Origin of the sequence: Stenotrophomonas sp. SBJS02 (assembly GCF_020428325.2) — a bacterium.
GTDB classification, from domain to species: domain Bacteria; phylum Pseudomonadota; class Gammaproteobacteria; order Xanthomonadales; family Xanthomonadaceae; genus Stenotrophomonas; species Stenotrophomonas africana.
Genome location: NZ_CP109812.1, coordinates 945,444 through 963,367, shown reverse-complemented (window position 1 = coordinate 963,367; position 17,924 = coordinate 945,444). Strand labels below are relative to the sequence as shown.

Genomic DNA, 17,924 nt, shown 5'->3' with positions numbered 1-17,924 from the left:
GATGCCGGCCAGCGGCCGGCACTACCCTCAGTGCTCGTGCGCTGCCGGGGCGGCGGCGCCACCTTCAAGCTGGTCGAGGAAGTCGACCGCGCGGCGCAGGTGCGGGATCACAATCGAGCCGCCGACCACCAGGCCGACCGAGAAGGTCTCGAAGAACTCCTCGCGGGTCACGCCGGCGTCCTTGCACTGGGCCACGTGGTAGCTGATGCAGTCGTCGCAGCGCAGCACCATCGAGGCCACCAGCCCCAGCAGCTCCTTGGTCTTCACGTCCAGCGCGCCGGCCTGGTAGGTCTGCGTATCCAGCGCGAAGAAGCGGCGCACCACCTGGTTCGGCTCGCCCAGGATGCGCTCGTTCATGCGCTTGCGGAAATCGGTGAACTCGGCAATGCGATCCCTGCTGCCGTCGTCGGCCGCGCTCATGCCTGGCCCTGCCCGGCCAGCAGCGGCTCGAGCTTGCCTTCACGGTGCAGGGCCATCATGTCGTCGTAGCCGCCCACATGGACGTCGCCGACGAAGATCTGCGGCACGCTGGTGCGGCGGGTCAGCGCGATCATCTTCTCGCGCTCGGCCGGGTCCAGGTCGATGCGGACCTCGGTCCACTGCTGGCCCTTGCTCTTCAGGAAGTTCTTGGCGGCCACGCAGTACGGGCAGACGGCGGTGGAATAGAGGGTGATGGCGGGGGCACCGCCGGCGGTCTGGGCTGTCACGGGAAACTCCACGATGGATCGACGGTCTACATATGGTACCGGTGCGCTGGAAATTCCACGCCACGGCCGCAACACTGTGGATTAACGAATGGTTGCCCCCTGCCCTGCCACGCTTGGCGCGCCCCGCCCGAGGACCTCCTGCTTGCGAGCCCTGCTGCTGACTACCGCCGTCACCCTGGCCCTGGCCATGCCGCTGGCCCAGGCCCAGGAGAAGCTGCCCGACATCGGCTCGTCGGCCGGCGAGCTGCTGACTCCGGCCCGGCAAGCCGAATACGGCGCGATGATGCTGCGCGAGCTGCGCAACTATGGCTACCTGCTGGACGATCCGCTGGTCAACGACTGGCTGCAGACCATGGGCACCCGCCTCGGCTCCAACAGCGACCAGCCGCGCCAGCCCTACACCTTCTTCGTGATGAAGGACCGCCAGATCAACGCCTTCGCCACGCTGGGCGGCTACATCGGGGTCAATGCCGGCCTGGTGCTGACCGCCGAGCGCGAGGACGAGGTGGCTGCGGTGCTGTCCCACGAAATCGCCCACGTCACCCAGCAGCACGTGCTGCGCGGGGTCGAGCGTGCCCAACGCGACCAGATCCCGATCCTGCTCGGCATGCTGGCGGCGGTGGTGGCCGCGCAGGCCAGCAACAGCACCTCCTCCGGCAACGCGACGATGGCCGCGATCAGCTCCGGCATGGGCCTGATGCAGCAGCGGCAGATCAACTACACCCGCTCCAACGAGTCCGAGGCCGACCGCCTCGGCATCCGCACCCTCTCGCGCAGCGGCTACGACGTGGATGCCATGGCCGGCTTCTTCGAGCGGATGGCCTCGGCGATGCGCGGCAACGAGGGCGGCTACAGCGTGCCCGATTCCTGCGGACCCATCCGGTCAACATCACCCGCATCAGCGAGGCCAAGGCCCGCGCCGAGCAGATGAAGAAGGACACGGTGCTGCTGACCACCAGCACCCCCAGTGGCGAGCGCAGGGAGCGGGTCGATCCGGCCGACCCGAGCCTGGCCGAGCCGATGCTGCGCGGAAACAACCCGCTGCTGCCCAGCAGCGTGCTGCGCATTCCGATGGGCCAGCTCGCCCGCGGCGCCAGCGGTGACTTCGACTGGGCGCGCGAGCGCCTGCGTGTGCTCAGCGCTGATTCCACCCCTGAACTGGAACGCGAGTATGCCGATCTGGCCAAGCGGCAGAAGGATGGCCTGAACGACGCCCAGCGCTACGGCCAGGCCCTGGCGATCATGCGCGGCGGCCGCAGCGGCGCCACGCAGGCCCGGCAGACCCTGGCCAGCCTGCTGCAGACCCGACCGGACAACCTGTGGCTGGCACTGGGGCTGGGCGAGGCCGAATCGCGTGCCGGACTGGGCGCGCAGGCCAACAGCCGTTTCGAACAGTTGCTGCGCGAGCACCCCAACAGCCGTCCGGTGGCACTGACCTATGCCGAGATCCTGAACGAACAGGGCACCCGCGAGGCCGGCCAGCGTGCGCAGGCGATGCTGCGGCCGCTGTTGTCGCAAAGTGGTAACGATCCGGTCTTCCAGCAGCGGTACGCCCGCGCCAGCGAACTGGCCGGTGACAGCGTGCGCGCCAGCGAAGCCTATGCCGAGGCGGCCTTCCTCAGCGGCCGCCCGGAACAATCGCTGATGCAGCTGCAGGCGCTCAAGCGCAACCCGGCACTGGACTATGTCGGCCGGGCCCGGGTGGACGCACGCATCGAAGCGATCACGCCCACCGTGCTGGAACTGCGCCGCCAGGGCGTGCAGGACCCGGATCTGGACCGCCGCTGAGCGCTGCATGACCGGTCGATGGCAATCCATGCCGGTTCCGGCCCGGTAGTCACAAACATGTCATCAAACCGTAGTCTACTGGCACCACTCCAGTAACCGAGCCCTACGGTGTCCTCGTGCAGAAACGCATCCTGATCGTCGATGACGAGCCCGCGATCCGTGAAATGGTCGCCTTCGCCCTTCGCAAGGGCGATTACGAACCGGTCCACGCCGGCGATGCCCGTGAGGCCCAGACCGCGATCGCCGACCGGGTTCCCGATCTGATCCTGCTGGACTGGATGCTGCCCGGCACCAGCGGCCTGGACCTGGCCCGCCGCTGGCGCAAGGAAACCCTGACCCGCGAAGTGCCGATCATCATGCTGACCGCCCGTGGCGAGGAAAACGACCGCGTCGGCGGCCTCGAGGCCGGTGTAGACGATTACGTGGTCAAGCCGTTCTCGGCGCGCGAACTGCTGGCCCGCATCCGTGCGGTCATGCGCCGCGCCCGCGAGGACGACGAGGACGGCAGCGTGGCGGTCGGCCCGATCCGCATCGACGGCGCCGCGCATCGCGTGTTCGCCAACGACCAGCCGGTGCCGATCGGCCCGACCGAATACCGCCTGCTGCACTTCTTCATGACCCACCCCGAGCGCGTCTACACCCGCGCCCAGCTGCTGGACCATGTGTGGGGCGGCAGCGTGTACGTGGAGGAGCGCACCATCGACGTGCACATCCGCCGCCTGCGCAAAACGCTGGAGCCGTTCAACGCCGAAAACATGGTGCAGACCGTGCGCGGCGCCGGCTACCGCTTCTCCACCGCCACCTGAGTCTCGTCGTGCCGGCGCCACGCACCCGCGGGTGCCGGCGCCGGCAACTCTGCTATAACCCTCGGTTCACCCCAGTGAACCGCCGCACCTCAACGACGAGATCGCAATGCCCCGCCACATCCGCTCTGCCTGGTTGAAGACCCTGGCCACCGTTGCCGCGGTACTGCTGTTCGCCGGACTGGTGGGGTGGCTCTCGGGGCATCTGTGGCTGTGCATTGCACTGGGCGCGCTGGCCACCCTGGCCTGGCACTACTGGCGGCTGCGCAGCGTGCTGCGCCGGCTGACCGCGCGCCAGCGCTGGGACACCGCCGAGGAAGGCACCGGCGTCTGGAACGAGCTGGACCGCCTGCTGTACCGCAACCAGGTGGAAATGCGCGTGCGCAAGCGCCGCCTGCTGGACATGCTGCGCAGCTACCGCGCTGCCGCCGCCGCGCTGCCCGATGCCGTGGTGGTGCTGGACCGCAACAGCCAGCGCGTGCAGTGGTTCAACGAAGCGGCCACCGCCCTGCTTGGCCTGCATCATCCGGGCGACCTTGGCGAAGCCCTGGTCGAGCGCCTGCAGCCGATGCCGCTGGCGCACTGGCTGGCCGGTGGCCGCAATGCCGAGCCGATCCTTGATGTGCCTTCGCCGGTCGATCCGGCGATCCGCCTGAACCTGCGCCTGATTCCCTATTCGTCGGACTACTGGCTGCTGATCGCCCGCGACGTCAGCAAGCTGCTACGCCTGGAACAGGTGCGCCGCGATTTCGTGGCCAACGTTTCACACGAGCTGCGTACGCCGCTCACCGTGGTCCACGGCTACCTGGACATGATGGACCCGGAGGATTTCCCGGGCACCGGACCAATGCTGGAAGAAATGCGCAAGCAGAGCCAGCGCATGGCCCAGCTGGTGGAAGACCTGCTGACGCTGTCACGCCTCGAATCGCAGGAACACAGCGAAGAAGAGACCGTGGCCATGCAGCCGATGCTGGCCACTCTGCGCCGCGAAGCCGAAGCGCACAGCCAGGGCCGCCACCAGATCAGCATCGACGACCTGGCCGGCGTCGACCTGCAGGGATCGACCAAGGAGCTGCACAGCGCCTTCTCCAACCTGGTCACCAATGCAGTGCGCTACACGCCCGCCGGCGGCCGCATCGCGGTCGAGTTCCGCCGCGAAGGCGATGGCGCGGTGCTGGCGGTGCGCGATTCCGGCTACGGCATCCCGGCCACCCACCTGCCACGCCTGACCGAACGTTTCTACCGTGTCTCCAGCAGTCGTTCCCGCGAAAGCGGCGGTACCGGCCTGGGCCTGTCCATCGTCAAGCACATCCTCGGCCTGCACCACGCGCGGCTGGAGATTGAAAGCGAGGTCGGCAAGGGCTCGGTGTTCTCCTGCCATTTCGATGCCGACCACGTGCGCCCGCGCGAGTCCGCCCCCCTGACTTCCATCGAAGATTGACGCCATGAGCAGCCTCGGATCCCTCCCCCTCCCCGTGAGCCCGGACAACGATCCGTTGCGCGACCCGGCGCTCTACATCAACCGCGAACTGTCGCAGCTGGATTTCAACTTCCGCGTGCTGGCGCAGGCGATGGACCCGCAGGTGCCGCTGCTGGAGCGCCTGCGCTTCATGTGCATCTCCTGCACCAACCTCGACGAGTTCTTCGAGATCCGTGCCGCCGCCGTGCGCCATGCGCAGGAATTCGGCCTGCCGCCCGCGCCGGACGGGATGAGCCCGCAGGCCATCCTCAATGCCATCCACGACCGCGCCGCCGAACTGGTGGACCAGCAGTACCGCTGCTGGAACGAGACGCTGCGCCCGGCGCTGATGGAGGCCGGCATCGGCGTGCTCGGTCGCCATTCCTGGACCGATCGGCAGAGGCGCTGGCTGCGCGCCTATTTCCGCAACGAGATCATGCCGGTGCTGTCGCCGCTGGGCCTGGACCCGGTGCATCCGTTCCCGAAGATCCTCAACAAATCACTGAACATCGTGGTGGTGCTGAAGGGCACCGATGCCTTCGGCCGCGCCGGCCATCTGGCGATCGTGCGTGCACCGCGCTCGCTGCCGCGCATCATCCAGCTGCCGGAGAAGCTCGGCGGCCCGCAGAACTTCGTGTTCCTGTCCTCGGTGCTGTCGACCTTTGTCGATGAGCTGTTCCCGGGCATGGAAGTCCAGGGTGCCTACCAGTTCCGCGTCACCCGCAACTCAGAGCTGGTGGTGGACGAGGAAGAAGTGGAAAACCTGGCGCTGGCACTGCGCGACGAACTGGTCGACCGTGGCTACCGGCCGGCGGTGCGCCTGGAAATCGCGCAGGACATGCCGCGCGACATCGTGCGCACCCTGCTGCAGAACTTCGGCCTGACCGAGAACGCGGTGTACCGCATCGACGGCCCGGTCAACCTCAACCGCATCATCCAGCTGTACGACCTGATCGCGCAGCCGGACCTGAAATACCCGCCGATGACCCCGCGCACGCTGCGCGACAGCGACGGCATCTTCGAGACCGCGGCGCGCCAGGACCTGCTGCTGCACCACCCGTTCGATGCCTTCACGGCGGTGCTGGACCTGATCCGGCAGGCGGCGATCGACCCCAACGTGCTGGCGATCAAGCAGACCCTGTACCGCACCGGCAAGGATTCGCTGATTGTCGATGCCCTGATCCAAGCCGCGCGCAACGGCAAGGACGTGACCGTGGTGGTCGAGCTGCGCGCACGCTTCGACGAAGAAGCCAACCTGGGCCTGGCCGATCGCCTGCAGGAAGCCGGCGTGCAGGTGGTGTACGGCGTGGTCGGCTACAAGACCCACGCCAAGATGCTGCTGATCGTGCGCCGCGAAGGCCGCAAGCTGCGCCGCTACGTGCACCTGGGCACCGGCAACTACCACAGCGGTACCGCCCGCGCGTACACCGACATCAGCCTGATCACCGCCGACGCGGACATCGGCAACGACGTGCACCTGTTGTTCCAGCAGCTGTCCGGGCTGGCCTCGAAGATGAAGCTCAAGCGGCTGCTGCAGTCGCCCTTCACCCTGCACACCGGCATCCTCGGTCGCATCGAGCGCGAAACGCGCATCGCCGCCGCCGGCCGCCCAGCGCGCATCATCGCCAAGATGAACGCCCTGAACGAACCGCAGGTGGTGCGCGCGCTGTACGCCGCATCGCAGGCCGGCGTGCAGATCGACCTGATCATCCGCGGCGCCTGCACCCTGCGCCCGGGCGTGCCGGGCGTGTCGGACAACATCCGCGTGCGCTCGATCGTCGGCCGCTTCCTGGAACACAGCCGCGTCTACTGGTTCGGCAACGACGGGGCACCGGAGATGTACTGTGCCAGCGCCGACTGGTTGGAGCGCAACCTGCTGCGCCGTGTCGAGACCTGCTTCCCGATCCTCGACCCGGAGCTGTCCAAGCGGGTTTACCGCGAAGTCCTGCAGAACTATCTGGACGACAACCTCAACGCCTGGGAACTGGATGCCGACGGCATCTACCACAAGCGTGCCCCGGCACACGACGAAGCCCCGCATTCTGCGCAGATGGCATTGATGCAGGGGCTGTAACCCGGTGTGTCGACCAAGGTCGACACCTACCAGGAGCGGTAGGCACCGATTCTAGTCGGGACTGGATCAGTGCCGACCAACGGTCGGCACCTACCAACAGCAGCGGAATTCTGTCGAAGGCGGGGTGGGTCCGGTTGCGGGGGCGTGAACGCCATGGGCCCGAGGCATGCCTCGGGCGGGTTGGGCAGGACCAACCCCGGTCTTGCCGTGTGCGCACGACAGCGCACACGAGCAAGCGCGACCGAGGCTACATGGACGTACTTGCGCCGCCCCCCGCAAGCGGACCCACCCCGCCATCCCACGGATACCCCGCTTTTGACGTTGACGTTGACGTTGCCTCTGCGGGTGCAGGGCGCAGCCCTGCCGCACTCCACCCACAAAATGTGAAGGCCGCGCGGTGACGAGCACACCGCCCCTTCGGCTAACATTCGTCCATGCCGCATACCACCACGACTCCGCCCGCATTGCAGGATGGCGACCTGCTGGCCGCCATCGACCTTGGCTCCAATAGTTTCCACATGGTCATCGCGCGCTACACGCTCGGCCAGCTGCGGGTGATCGACCGCCTGCGCGAGACCGTGCGCATGGCCGATGGCCTGGACGGCAAAGGTGGGCTCTCCTCCGCCGCGCGGCAGCGCGCGCTGGAATGCCTGGCCCGCTTCGGCCAGCGCATCCGCAACGTGCCGCCGCACCGGGTACGCGCACTGGCCACCAACACCGTGCGCCAGCTGCGCTCGCCGCAGTCGTTCCTGGTTCCAGCCGAAACCGCACTGGGGCATGCCATCGAAGTGGTCAGCGGTCGCGAGGAAGCGCGCCTGATCTACCTGGGCGTGGCCCACGCGCAACCGCCCAAGCCCGGCCAGCGCCGGCTGGTGATCGACATCGGCGGCGGCTCCACCGAATTCATCATTGGCATGGGCATGCAGACCCTGGAGCGCGAAAGCCTTCAGGCCGGCTGCATCGCCAGCACCCGACGCTTCTTCCCCGGCGGCAAGCTGAGCAAGAAGCGCTGGAAGGATGCGCTGGCCGAGATCGGCCGCGAGTTCCAGCCCTTCGCCAGCAAGTACCGCGCGCTGGGCTGGCAGGAAGCCCTGGGCTCATCGGGCACGCACAAGGCGATCAGCGAGATCTGCGCGACGATGAAGCTGAGCAAGGGCGCGATCACCGCCGAGGCGCTGCCGCAACTGCGCGACGAACTGCTGAAGGCAAAGAAGATCGACGACATCCAGCTGCCGGGCCTGTCCAGCGACCGTCGTCCGATCATCGCCGGCGGCATCCTGGTGCTGGAAGCCGCCTTCCAGGCGCTGGGCCTGCAGAAGCTGCTGGTCAGCAAGGCAGCGATGCGCGAAGGCATCCTGTACGACATCGTCGGCCGCGCTGGCGAGAACGACCTGCGCGATGAATCGGTGGCGGCGCTCAGCCAGCGCTACGGCATCGATACCGTGCAGGCCGATCGCGTCCAGGACACCGCCCTGTCACTGCTGGAGCAGGTGCAGGAACGCTGGCGGCTCGATGCCGACGACGCGCGCATGCTCGGCTGGGCTGCGCGCCTGCACGAACTGGGCCTGATGATTGCCCACAGCGGCTACCACGTGCATGGCAGCTATGTGCTGGAGCACTCGGATATCGCCGGCTTCTCGCGGCAGGAACAGCAGATGCTGGCCGCCCTGGTGCGCAGCCACCGTCGCAGCGTGACCAAGACCGCCTTCGACGCCCTGCCCGAGCGCCTGCTGCTGACCGCACGCCGGTTGGCCGCCCTGCTGCGGCTGGCGGTGCTGCTCAATCGCGCCCATGAGGACGCCCCGCTGCCGGCGCTGGAACTGACCGCCGACGACAACCGCCTGTCGCTGATTGTGCCGCAGGCCTTCATCGATGCCCGCCCTCTGCTGCGCGCGGACCTGATCGGCGAGACCGACGGCATTGCAGGGTTGGGCATCCAGTTCCGGCCGTTCGTGGCCTGATCCGGACCGGGACGACGCCCGGCCCGCGCGCAATCCGCGCTGCACCGCAGCATCAACCCGTCGTCGTTATAGACCAGGTTATCTGCAACCCCGCGATTTCCTTCACATTTTCATCACATCAACGATACGTGGTGAATTATTTCGACATAGTCTATTTACAAACTCTTAACTACCGAGACTAGTATTGGGTCGCCGGCGCATTTCCGCTGGGCAATTGGGTGCTTTTTTGGGCATCTCCCTACGTCTTTGAGAGAGAGAGAACGTAATGACTTCACGTACCGTGTTGGGCAAGGCCATTGCCCACGCCCTGGTGACGACCACCGCCCTGGCCGCGCTGCCGGCCTTCGCCCAGGACAGCGGCAGCGCATCGCCGACCAATCTGGATCGCATCGAAATCACCGGTTCGCGCATCCGCCAGGTCGATGTGGAGACCTCCCAGCCGGTGCTGGCAATGACCCGCGTGGACATCGAGCGCCAGGGCTTCAGCTCGGTGGCCGACATCCTGCAGAACGTCACCGCCATGGGCAGCCCGGCGATCAGCCGCGCCAACGCACTGAGCTCGGGCGAAAACACCGGCGGCACCTACATCGACATGCGCAACCTGGGTGCGCAGCGCACCCTGGTGCTGGTCAACGGCAAGCGCCTGGGCATCAGCACCTCGGGCCTGCAGGACGTGTCCTCGCTGCCGGTGTCGGCGGTGGAGCGCATCGAAGTGCTGAAGGACGGCGCGTCGGCCATCTACGGCTCCGACGCGATGGCGGGCGTGATCAACATCATCACCCGTTCCAACGTCAACGGCGTGACCGCCAACGTCTACCACGGCCAGTACAGCGAAGGCGACGGCGCCCGTGACCGCTTCGACGTGGTCGGCGGCTGGAGCAATGACCGCGTTTCGCTGACCCTGGCACTGGAACATTCCGAAGAAAAGAGCGTCTGGGCCAAGGACCGCTGGTTCAGCAAGTACGGCGTGAGCGACCGCCACCCGGACGATGCCTCCAACTGGACCACGCTGAGCCAGTGGGGCCAGGTGACCGGCCTGAAGGGTGGCCCCGGCTGCACCAACACCAGTCAGGGTTGCGGCTACTCGCTCAACCGCGGCGCCGACCCGACCAACCCGGCCAACTACCACCTGACCGACGCGACTCCGTTCACCGGCGACGTCAGCAACGCCAACGAACAGATGCACGTCATGTATCCGCTCAAGCGTGATTCGGTGTACTTCGACGGTCGCTTCAAGATCACCGACCAGGTCAACCTGCGCACCGAATTCGGCTACAACAAGCGTTCGGCAGAGCGCCAGATTGCAGGCTACCCGCTGCAGTCCAGCTCGGTGTCGATCTCGGGTGACCCGACCGCCACCGGCCTGATGTCCAAGGACAGCTACTTCAATCCGTTCGGCAACCAGCACGGCTATGCCAAGCCAACCGATGTGGCCTGGAACCGCCGCACCTGGGAAATCCCGCGCGTGAGCACCAGCGAACTGAAGACCTACCGCGCGGTAGTGTCGCTGGATGGCACGTTCGAGATCGGTCAGCGCTACTTCGATTGGGACGTGGGCTACCAGTACAACCGCAACGAGCTGACCGCCACCGCTACCGGAAACCTGCACAAGAAGCGCGTGCGTGACGCCGTGGGTCCGTCGTTCCTGGATCCGGCCACCGGCAAAGTGGTGTGCGGCCGTCCGGGTGCGGTGATCGACGGCTGCATGCCGTGGAATCCGCTGGTGCCTTACGGCAAGACCGATCCCAACGGACTGACCGGCAATGAAGCGCTGATGGCCTGGCTGTTCCCGGCGGAGCACACCACCGGCCGCACCACCACCAAGAACGCGTTCGCCAACCTGTCCGGCAGCATCATGACCCTGCCGGCCGGCGACCTGGGCTTCGCTTTCGGCGTGGAAAGCCGCAAGGAAGACGGCCGCTACACGCCCGATGCCCTGGCCCAGACCGGCGCCACCACCAACCTGGCCGCGGGCCCGACCGGTGGCAGCTACAACGTGAAGGAAGCCTATCTGGAGCTCAACGTGCCGGTGCTGGCCGACCTGCCCGGCGCGCGCGAGCTGAGCTTCAATGCCGCCACCCGCTATTCCAAGTACAACACCTTCGGCAACACGCTCAACAGCAAGTTCGGCTTCAAGTGGAAGCCGATCGACCAGTTGCTGGTCCGTGGTACCTGGGCGGAAGGCTTCCGCGCACCGACCATCAACGATCTGTACGGTGGCGGTTCGGAAACCTTCGCGCAGTTCAGCGATCCGTGCGACACCGTGTTCGGCTCGGCCAAGGGCAGTGCCGAAGTCCGCTCGCGCTGCGCGCGTGACATCGCCGATGCCGCCAACTTCCGCCAGCTGAAGCAGGGCAACACGCCGGTAACGACGGCGCAGGATGCGACCCCGACGCCGTTCGTGTCCGGCTCGAACCCGCTGCTGGTTCCGGAAACCTCGACCAGCAAGACGCTGGGCCTGGTGTGGAGCCCGACCTTCATCAGCAACTTCAACGTGGCGCTGGACTGGTGGAAGATCCGCATCGACAACACCATCGTCGGTGACAGCCCGAACCAGATCCTGAGGGACTGCTATGAGCAGGGCATTGAATCGCGCTGCAGCCGCTTCACCCGCGACCCGTCCAACGGCATCGTCACCGGCCTGAAGTTCGGCAACCGCAACGCCGGCTTCGCCGAGACCGAAGGTTATGACCTGGATGTCAGCTACCGCGTCGACACCAGCTACGGCAAGCTGAGCGCGGGCTGGACCAGCACCTATGTGAGCAAGAACGTCTACCGCTCCACCAATGATGTCCGCGAAGCGATCACGCCGATCAACGGCGTTGCCAACACCATCGGCACCGCCACCAGCCTTGCGTTCCGCGTGCGCTCGAACCTGGTGCTGGGCTGGGACGTGGGTGACTTCGGCGTCAGCTGGACGGCACGCTACTACTCCGGTGTGAAGGAGCGCTGCCTCAACGCCTCGCGGTATGCGGACGAGTGCTCCGATCCGACCTTCCTGGCTCCGTGGCTGAAGTCGCCGACCGCTTACAACGAGCGCGGTGCGGTGACCTTCCACGACGTGCAGTTCCGCTACAACCTGCCGTGGGATGCCACCGTTTCGGTGGGCGCGAACAATGTGTTCGGCAAGGAAGCTCCGGTGATGTACAGCAAGCCGAACTCGTCGTTCTCCTACTACGGTGGCTACGACATCGGTCGTTTCATGTACATGAAGTACCAGCAGCGCTTCTGATCCATCCGCACTGCGGAATCTCGACGACCACGGCCCTTCGGGGCCGTGGTTTTTTTCTGCCCCGCGCAGACTGTCGCTTTCCACATTGACCTTGAGGCGTTCAATCAGAGGCACGGTCCTCTGCGCTGCTTTTGCTGCACTGCCACTGCTTGGAGCAATCGATTGATTTACTTCTGCTTTGTGCAGAAGCGTCACGACTGTCTATGGTGCTTTCGTCGTTTCCCCATACGTCTCCGCACCGGTCTTCACTAGGTTCGAACGTCCACCATCGCGGTGGGATTGACGCAGCCCCGCCTGGCTGTGTTCCGAAGACTTCGAAGACCGAGAGAGAGACCCATGACCATCCGTATTCCCGAACTGGGGTTGGCGATCCGTCGTGCACTGACGATGACGGCAACCGCAGCACTGGCCACACCGGCACTCGCCCAGCAGGCACCGGAAGCCACCACGCTGGACCGCATCGAGATCACCGGCTCGCGCATCCGCCAGGTCGATCTGGAAACCGCACAGCCGGTGCTGACCATCAGCCGCGCCGACATCGAGCGGCAGGGCTTCAACTCCGTTGCCGACATCCTGCAGAACCTGACCGCAACCGGCAGCCCGGCCTTGAGCCGTGCCAGCCCGCTCAGTGCGGGCGAAGCCGCGGGCGGCAGCTATGTGAACATGCGCGGCCTCGGTGCACAGCGCACCCTGGTGCTGGTCAACGGCAAGCGCCTGGGCATGACCACCAGCGGGTACCAGGACATTTCCAGCATTCCCGCAGCCGCCGTCGAGCGCATGGAAGTGCTCAAGGACGGCGCCTCGGCCATCTACGGCGCCGACGCGATGGCCGGCGTGGTCAACATCATCACCCGCCGCAACGTTGAAGGTGTCACCGCCAGCGTCTACCACGGCCAGTACAGCGAAGGCGATGGCGCCCGTACCCAGTACGACGTGGTTGCCGGCTGGTCGAATGACCGCGCCTCGATCAGCGTCGCGGCCGAGCACGTCGAAGAAAAGGGTGTGTGGGCGAAGGACCGCGGCTTCAGCGCCTACACCTATACCGACCGCCATCCGGACGATGGCTGGACCACGGTCGGCCAGTGGGGGCGCATCGTCGGCTTCAGGGGCCCGGGCTGCAGCAGCGCCCGTGGCTGCAGCTATTCGCTCGATCGCGGCAGCCAGCCGGGCGGGCCGGACAGTTTCCACCTCAGTGACAACACGCCGTTCACCGGTGATGTCAGCAACAGCAACGAGCAGATGCACCTGCAGACGCCGATCAAGCGTGACTCGATCTTCGTCGACGCGCGCGTGGATCTGAACGACCAGGTCCGCTTCAATACCCAGCTGTCCTACAACCGGCGCACCACTACGCGCCAGGTCGCCGGCTATCCGTTCCAGTCCGGCGCAGCCGGCATCACGCCGATGTCCGCCGACAGCTGGTTCAACCCGTTCGGCAGCCACCACGGCTATGGCAACCCCAGCGATGTGCACTGGAACCGCCGCACCTGGGAGGTTCCGCGGGTCAGCACCAGCGAACTGACCACCTGGCAGGGCGTTGCTGCCTTTGAAGGCAGCTTCGAACTCGGCGGCCGGGATTTCGACTGGGAAACCGGCTACCAGTACAACCGCAGCGAGCTGACCCAGCGTGCCACCGGCAACCTGCACAAGCAGCGCGTGGCCGATGCCACTGGCCCCTCGTTCTTCAACCCGGAAACCGGCAAGGTTGAATGCGGCACCCCGGGAGCACCGATTGCCGGCTGCAAGCCGTGGAATCCGCTGGTGCCGTATGGCCAGGATGATCCCTATGGCCTGACCGGCAACAAGGAACTGCAGGACTGGTTGTTCCCCGAAGAACTCACTCGTGGCCGCACCACCACCCGCAGCCTGTTCGCCAGTCTCAGTGGAAGCCTCGCCACACTGCCCGCAGGGGAACTGGGCTTTGCCGTGGGCGCCGAGAGCCGCCGCGAGGACGGTCGTTTCATTCCCGACGCGCTGGCGCAGACCGGGGCCACCACCAACCTCGCCGCAGGCCCCACCGGCGGTGGCTACCGCGTCGACGAGGCCTATCTGGAGCTGAGCGTGCCGGTGCTGCGCGACCTCGCCGGTGCGCGCGAGCTGACGCTCAATGCAGCGACGCGCTACTCGGACTATTCCACCTTCGGCGGAACCCTCAACAGCAAGTTCGGCTTCAGCTGGAAGCCGATCGATCAGCTGCTGGTCCGTGGTACCTGGGCGCAGGGCTTCCGTGCACCGACCATCTCCAACCTCTACGGCGGCGGCTCGGAAACCTTCACCACCGGCTTCCGCGATCCCTGCGACAGCGTGTACGGCGCGGCCGCCAGCAGCCCGGAGGTGCGTGCCCGCTGCGCTGCCGACATCACCAACGCGGAAAGTTACCGCCAGCTCGGCCAGGGCAACGAACCGATCACCGGCAGCAGCGGGCAGACGCCGGTGCCCTTCACCAACGGCTCCAATCCCGACCTGAAGCCGGAAACCTCGACCAGCCGCACCCTGGGCCTGGTCTGGAGCCCGACATTCGCTGAAGGGCTGCACATTGCGCTGGACTGGTGGAAGATCCGCATCGAGAACACGATCGTCTCCGACCATCCCAACGCCATCCTCCGCGACTGCTACGAACTGGGCATTGCCGAGCGCTGCAGCAGCTTCACCCGTGACCCGGAGCTGGGCATCGTCAACAAGCTCAGGTACGGCAGTCGCAACAGTGGCTTCCGCCAGGCCGAAGGCTATGACCTGGAGGTCGGCCACAAGGTCGAAACGCCTTGGGGCACGCTGAGCGCAGACTGGAAAACCACCTATGTGGTTGCCGCGGTGGAGCGCACCACCAACGAGGCGGATGTGCCGCCGGTTCCCAGCAATGGCATCGCCACCGACGATGGCATCGGCTTCCGCGTGCGCTCCAACGCATCGCTGGGCTGGGAACATGGCAACCTCGGTCTGACCTGGGGCCTGCGTTACTTCTCTGCGGTCAAGGAGCGCTGCCTGGGCGTTGATGAGTATCCGAACGAGTGTTCGCACCCCGACCAGCGCGCACCGTGGTTCAGCGGCACGCGTGATTACAACCGTCGCGGATCGGTCACCTTCCACGACGTGCAGGCGCGTTACAGCCTGCCGTGGGATGCGACCGTCTCGATCGGCGCCAACAACGTGTTCGGTCGCCAGGGACCGGTCATGTACAGCCAGCCGAGCTCCAACTTCTCCTACTACGGCGGCTTCGACATCGGCCGTTTCATCTACATGAAATACCAGCAGCGCTTCTGATCCACCGCCCTGCCAGCATTGCCCATCACGGCCCTCCGGGGCCGTGGTGGCGCATGGCCCGGGGGCGCGTCATCCGGCGGTCGCAAAGCGGTCATATCGGCTACATCGCCAGCACCGAGCATGCCGGAAACCCGGAGGCCCGCCATGCGCTATGCCATCGTCACCGAGACCTACCCGCCGGAAGTGAACGGCGTTGCCCTGACCGTGCAGGGGCTGGAACAGGGACTGCGCAACTCCGGCCACGAGATCGACCTGATCCGCCCGCGACAGGCCAGTGAAGCGCTGGACTCTGCAGCGGGCACCCTGTTGGTTCCCGGCGCCGCCCTGCCGCGTTACCCCGGCCTGCGCTTCGGGCTGCCGGCCCCGATCCGGCTCGGCCGCCATTGGCAGCAGCAACGCCCGGATGCCGTCTATGTCGCCACCGAAGGCCCGCTGGGCTGGTCGGCCGTGCGCACTGCACGGCGCCTCGGCATTCCGGTGGCCAGTGGCTTCCACACCCGCTTCGACGAATACCTACCCGACTACGGTGTGGCCTGGCTGCAGGCGGCCGCGATGCGCTGGATGCGTCGCTTCCACAACCAGGCCGATGCAACCCTGGTGCCCACCCGCGAACTGCAGCAGTTCCTCGGTGAACAGGGTTTCGAACGCGTACGCCTGCTGGCACGTGCGGTCGACAGCCAGCAGTTCGATCCGGGTCGGCGCGACCCAGCGCTGCGCGAGGAATGGGGTGTGGACGGCAACGGCCTGGTGGCGATCTACGTCGGCCGCATCGCCGCGGAAAAGAACCTTGGCCTGGCGGTGAAGGCATTCCGCCGCCTGCAGCAGATCCGTCCCAAGGCCCGCTTCGTGTGGGTGGGTGATGGCCCTGCGCGCGAAAAACTGGCGCATGAAAACCCCGACTTCATCTTCTGCGGCATCCAGCGGGGTGACGCGCTTGCCCGGCATTTCGCCAGCGGCGACCTGTTCCTGTTCCCCAGCCGCAGCGAGACCTTCGGCAACGTGACCCTCGAAAGCATGGCCAGTGGCGTGGCAACCGTGGCCTTCGACTATGGCGCTGCCCGCGAGTACCTGCGCAATGGCGAAAATGGCGCGGCGGTGGACACCGATGAGCAGTTCATCGAAGCGGCCGTGCAGCTGGCCGCCGATGACGCGCAGCGCCAGACGCTGGGCAGCAATGCCGCACGCGCGATGAAGCGCCTGCATCCGCAGCAGGTGGTGGCGGAATTCGATGCCCTGCTGGCCGAACTGGCGCAGTCGCGGAGGAGCGGCCATGCGCACCACGCCGCTTGAACTGCTGGCCGACCGCGAAGCACGCCTGTGCCGGCGGGCCAACCACTACTGTCGCCGCCGCCGCGTGCGTCGCCTGTTCGCTGTCATCAGCCGGCTCGGTGATGGCGTGTTCTGGTATGTGCTGATGGGCGCGCTGGTGCTGCTCGATGGCTTCGACGGCCTGCGCGCGTCGGTGCACATGGCCGCCACCGGTCTGGCCGCGTTGCTGCTGTACAAGGGCCTCAAGCGCTGGACCCGGCGCCCGCGCCCGTATGCGGCCGACCTGCGCATCCGCGCGTGGGTGGCACCGCTGGACGAGTTCAGCTTCCCCTCCGGGCACACTCTGCACGCGGTGTCGTTCACCATCGTGGCACTGGCCTACTACCCGTGGCTGGCTCCGCTGCTGGTGCCGTTCACCGCCGGCGTCGCACTGTCGCGCGTGGTGCTGGGCCTGCATTATCCCAGCGACGTATTGGCCGCGACGGGCATCGCGGTGCTGCTGGCGTCGGCCAGCCTGGCCTGGTTGCCGCTGCCGGTGTGACCCCCGGGGTCAGATCCCTCCGGTAGCGCCGGGCCATGCCCGGCGGTGGATGCCCTAGAATGCCCGTATGACGACGTTGTTCATTTCCGACCTGCATCTGGACCCCAGCCGTCCGGAGATCACCGACCTGTTCCTGCGCTTCCTGCGCGAACAGGCGCCCGGCGCCGATGCGCTGTACATCCTCGGCGACCTGTTCGAAGCCTGGATCGGCGACGACACGCCCTCGCCTGCCGCCGATGCGGTGGCCGACGCACTGAAGGTACTCTCCGACGGCGGCGTGCCGGTGTACTTCATCCGCGGCAACCGCGACTTCCTGCTCGGTGAAGACTATGCGCGCCGTGCCGGCCTGCGCATCCTGCCCGACCCATGCGTGATTGACCTGTACGGTCGCCCGGTGCTGCTGCAGCACGGTGACCTGCTGTGCACGGACGACATCCCCTACCAGCAGTTTCGTGCACAGACGCGCGACCCGGTGTTCCAGGCGCAGTTCCTGTCGCAGCCGCTGGCCGCGCGCATCGCCTTCGCGCAGAAGGCACGCGACGCCAGCCAGGCTCGCCAGTCGGAAATGAAGCAGGGCGATCGTGCGCAGTTCGAGACCGTGACCGATGTGGCTCCGGCCGAAGTCGATGCCACCTTCGTGCGCCATGGCGTGGACACCATGATCCACGGCCACACCCATCGCCCGGCGGTGCACACGCTGCAGGCCGGTGGCCGCACCTGCAACCGCATCGTGCTGGGCGACTGGTACGAGCAGGGATCGGTGCTGCGCGTGGATGCCGGCGGCTGGTCGCTGGATACGCTCGCGCGCCAATGATGGATCGCAGGGTGC

Annotated in this window: 11 protein-coding genes and 1 pseudogene; 10 read left to right on the top strand and 2 right to left on the bottom strand. The window is 66.6% G+C overall.

Annotated elements, in window-relative coordinates:
• Positions 1–27: 27 nt before the first annotated feature.
• Together FQS62_RS04400 and grxC are read right to left on the bottom strand one after the other, a co-directional pair.
• A complete protein-coding gene (locus FQS62_RS04400) occupies positions 28–420 on the bottom strand; it encodes a carboxymuconolactone decarboxylase family protein (RefSeq protein ID WP_025878126.1) in 393 nt (130 codons plus the stop codon).
• On the bottom strand, positions 417–707 hold the full coding sequence (gene grxC / locus FQS62_RS04395) for a glutaredoxin 3 (RefSeq protein WP_049447194.1): 291 nt from the start codon (positions 705–707) through the stop codon (positions 417–419). The genes FQS62_RS04400 and grxC overlap by 4 nt, the downstream gene beginning before the upstream one ends.
• Before the next feature lie 88 nt (positions 708–795).
• Between grxC and FQS62_RS04390 the strand changes: the two are divergent.
• The 10 genes and pseudogenes from FQS62_RS04390 to lpxH all read left to right on the top strand — a co-directional run bounded on the left by FQS62_RS04390 (position 796) and on the right by lpxH (position 17,909).
• Positions 796–2,495: pseudogene (locus tag FQS62_RS04390) on the top strand (M48 family metalloprotease).
• A 116-nt stretch (positions 2,496–2,611) separates the two neighbouring features.
• Entirely contained in the window at positions 2,612–3,301 is a 690-nt protein-coding gene (phoB, locus tag FQS62_RS04385; protein WP_005408258.1) for a phosphate regulon transcriptional regulator PhoB, read from the top strand.
• A 106-nt stretch (positions 3,302–3,407) separates the two neighbouring features.
• A complete protein-coding gene (gene phoR, locus FQS62_RS04380) occupies positions 3,408–4,739 on the top strand; it encodes a phosphate regulon sensor histidine kinase PhoR (protein ID WP_049395717.1) in 1,332 nt (443 codons plus the stop codon).
• A gap of 4 nt (positions 4,740–4,743) precedes the next feature.
• Positions 4,744–6,831 (top strand): polyphosphate kinase 1, encoded by a 2,088-nt coding sequence (gene ppk1, locus FQS62_RS04375; protein ID WP_208043034.1) that lies wholly within the window; start codon positions 4,744–4,746, stop codon positions 6,829–6,831.
• Between the two features lie 434 nt (positions 6,832–7,265).
• A complete protein-coding gene (ppx, locus tag FQS62_RS04370; RefSeq protein WP_049447219.1) occupies positions 7,266–8,792 on the top strand; it encodes an exopolyphosphatase in 1,527 nt (508 codons plus the stop codon).
• Positions 8,793–9,057: 265 nt separating this feature from the next.
• On the top strand, positions 9,058–12,024 hold the full coding sequence (locus FQS62_RS04365) for a TonB-dependent receptor domain-containing protein (protein ID WP_099589163.1): 2,967 nt from the start codon (positions 9,058–9,060) through the stop codon (positions 12,022–12,024).
• A 336-nt stretch (positions 12,025–12,360) separates the two neighbouring features.
• Positions 12,361–15,285 carry a TonB-dependent receptor domain-containing protein gene (locus FQS62_RS04360; RefSeq protein ID WP_100442682.1) on the top strand — a complete coding sequence of 975 codons (2,925 nt, stop codon included), beginning with the start codon at positions 12,361–12,363 and terminating at the stop codon, positions 15,283–15,285.
• Positions 15,286–15,429: 144 nt separating this feature from the next.
• On the top strand, positions 15,430–16,575 hold the full coding sequence (locus tag FQS62_RS04355; RefSeq protein WP_099589165.1) for a glycosyltransferase family 4 protein: 1,146 nt from the start codon (positions 15,430–15,432) through the stop codon (positions 16,573–16,575).
• Positions 16,556–17,095, top strand: coding sequence for a phosphatase PAP2 family protein (locus tag FQS62_RS04350; protein ID WP_049447227.1), 540 nt, complete (start codon positions 16,556–16,558; stop codon positions 17,093–17,095). Before FQS62_RS04355 ends, FQS62_RS04350 begins: the two co-directional genes overlap by 20 nt.
• 67 nt (positions 17,096–17,162) lie before the next feature.
• Complete coding sequence (gene lpxH, locus FQS62_RS04345) at positions 17,163–17,909, top strand: UDP-2,3-diacylglucosamine diphosphatase (RefSeq protein ID WP_099589166.1); 747 nt, start codon at positions 17,163–17,165, stop codon at positions 17,907–17,909.
• Positions 17,910–17,924: the final 15 nt, after the last annotated feature.

Bases quoted from the DNA above. Each gene is read 5' to 3' on its own strand.
- FQS62_RS04400 (WP_025878126.1), bottom strand. From the start codon at position 420: ATGAGCGCGGCCGACGACGGCAGCAGGGATCGCATTGCCGAGTTCACC.
- phoR (WP_049395717.1), top strand. From the start codon at position 3,408: ATGCCCCGCCACATCCGCTCTGCCTGGTTGAAGACCCTGGCCACCGTT.
- ppk1 (WP_208043034.1), top strand. From the start codon at position 4,744: ATGAGCAGCCTCGGATCCCTCCCCCTCCCCGTGAGCCCGGACAACGAT.
- ppx (WP_049447219.1), top strand. From the start codon at position 7,266: ATGCCGCATACCACCACGACTCCGCCCGCATTGCAGGATGGCGACCTG.
- FQS62_RS04365 (WP_099589163.1), top strand. From the start codon at position 9,058: ATGACTTCACGTACCGTGTTGGGCAAGGCCATTGCCCACGCCCTGGTG.
- FQS62_RS04360 (WP_100442682.1), top strand. From the start codon at position 12,361: ATGACCATCCGTATTCCCGAACTGGGGTTGGCGATCCGTCGTGCACTG.
- FQS62_RS04355 (WP_099589165.1), top strand. From the start codon at position 15,430: ATGCGCTATGCCATCGTCACCGAGACCTACCCGCCGGAAGTGAACGGC.
- FQS62_RS04350 (WP_049447227.1), top strand. From the start codon at position 16,556: ATGCGCACCACGCCGCTTGAACTGCTGGCCGACCGCGAAGCACGCCTG.
- lpxH (WP_099589166.1), top strand. From the start codon at position 17,163: ATGACGACGTTGTTCATTTCCGACCTGCATCTGGACCCCAGCCGTCCG.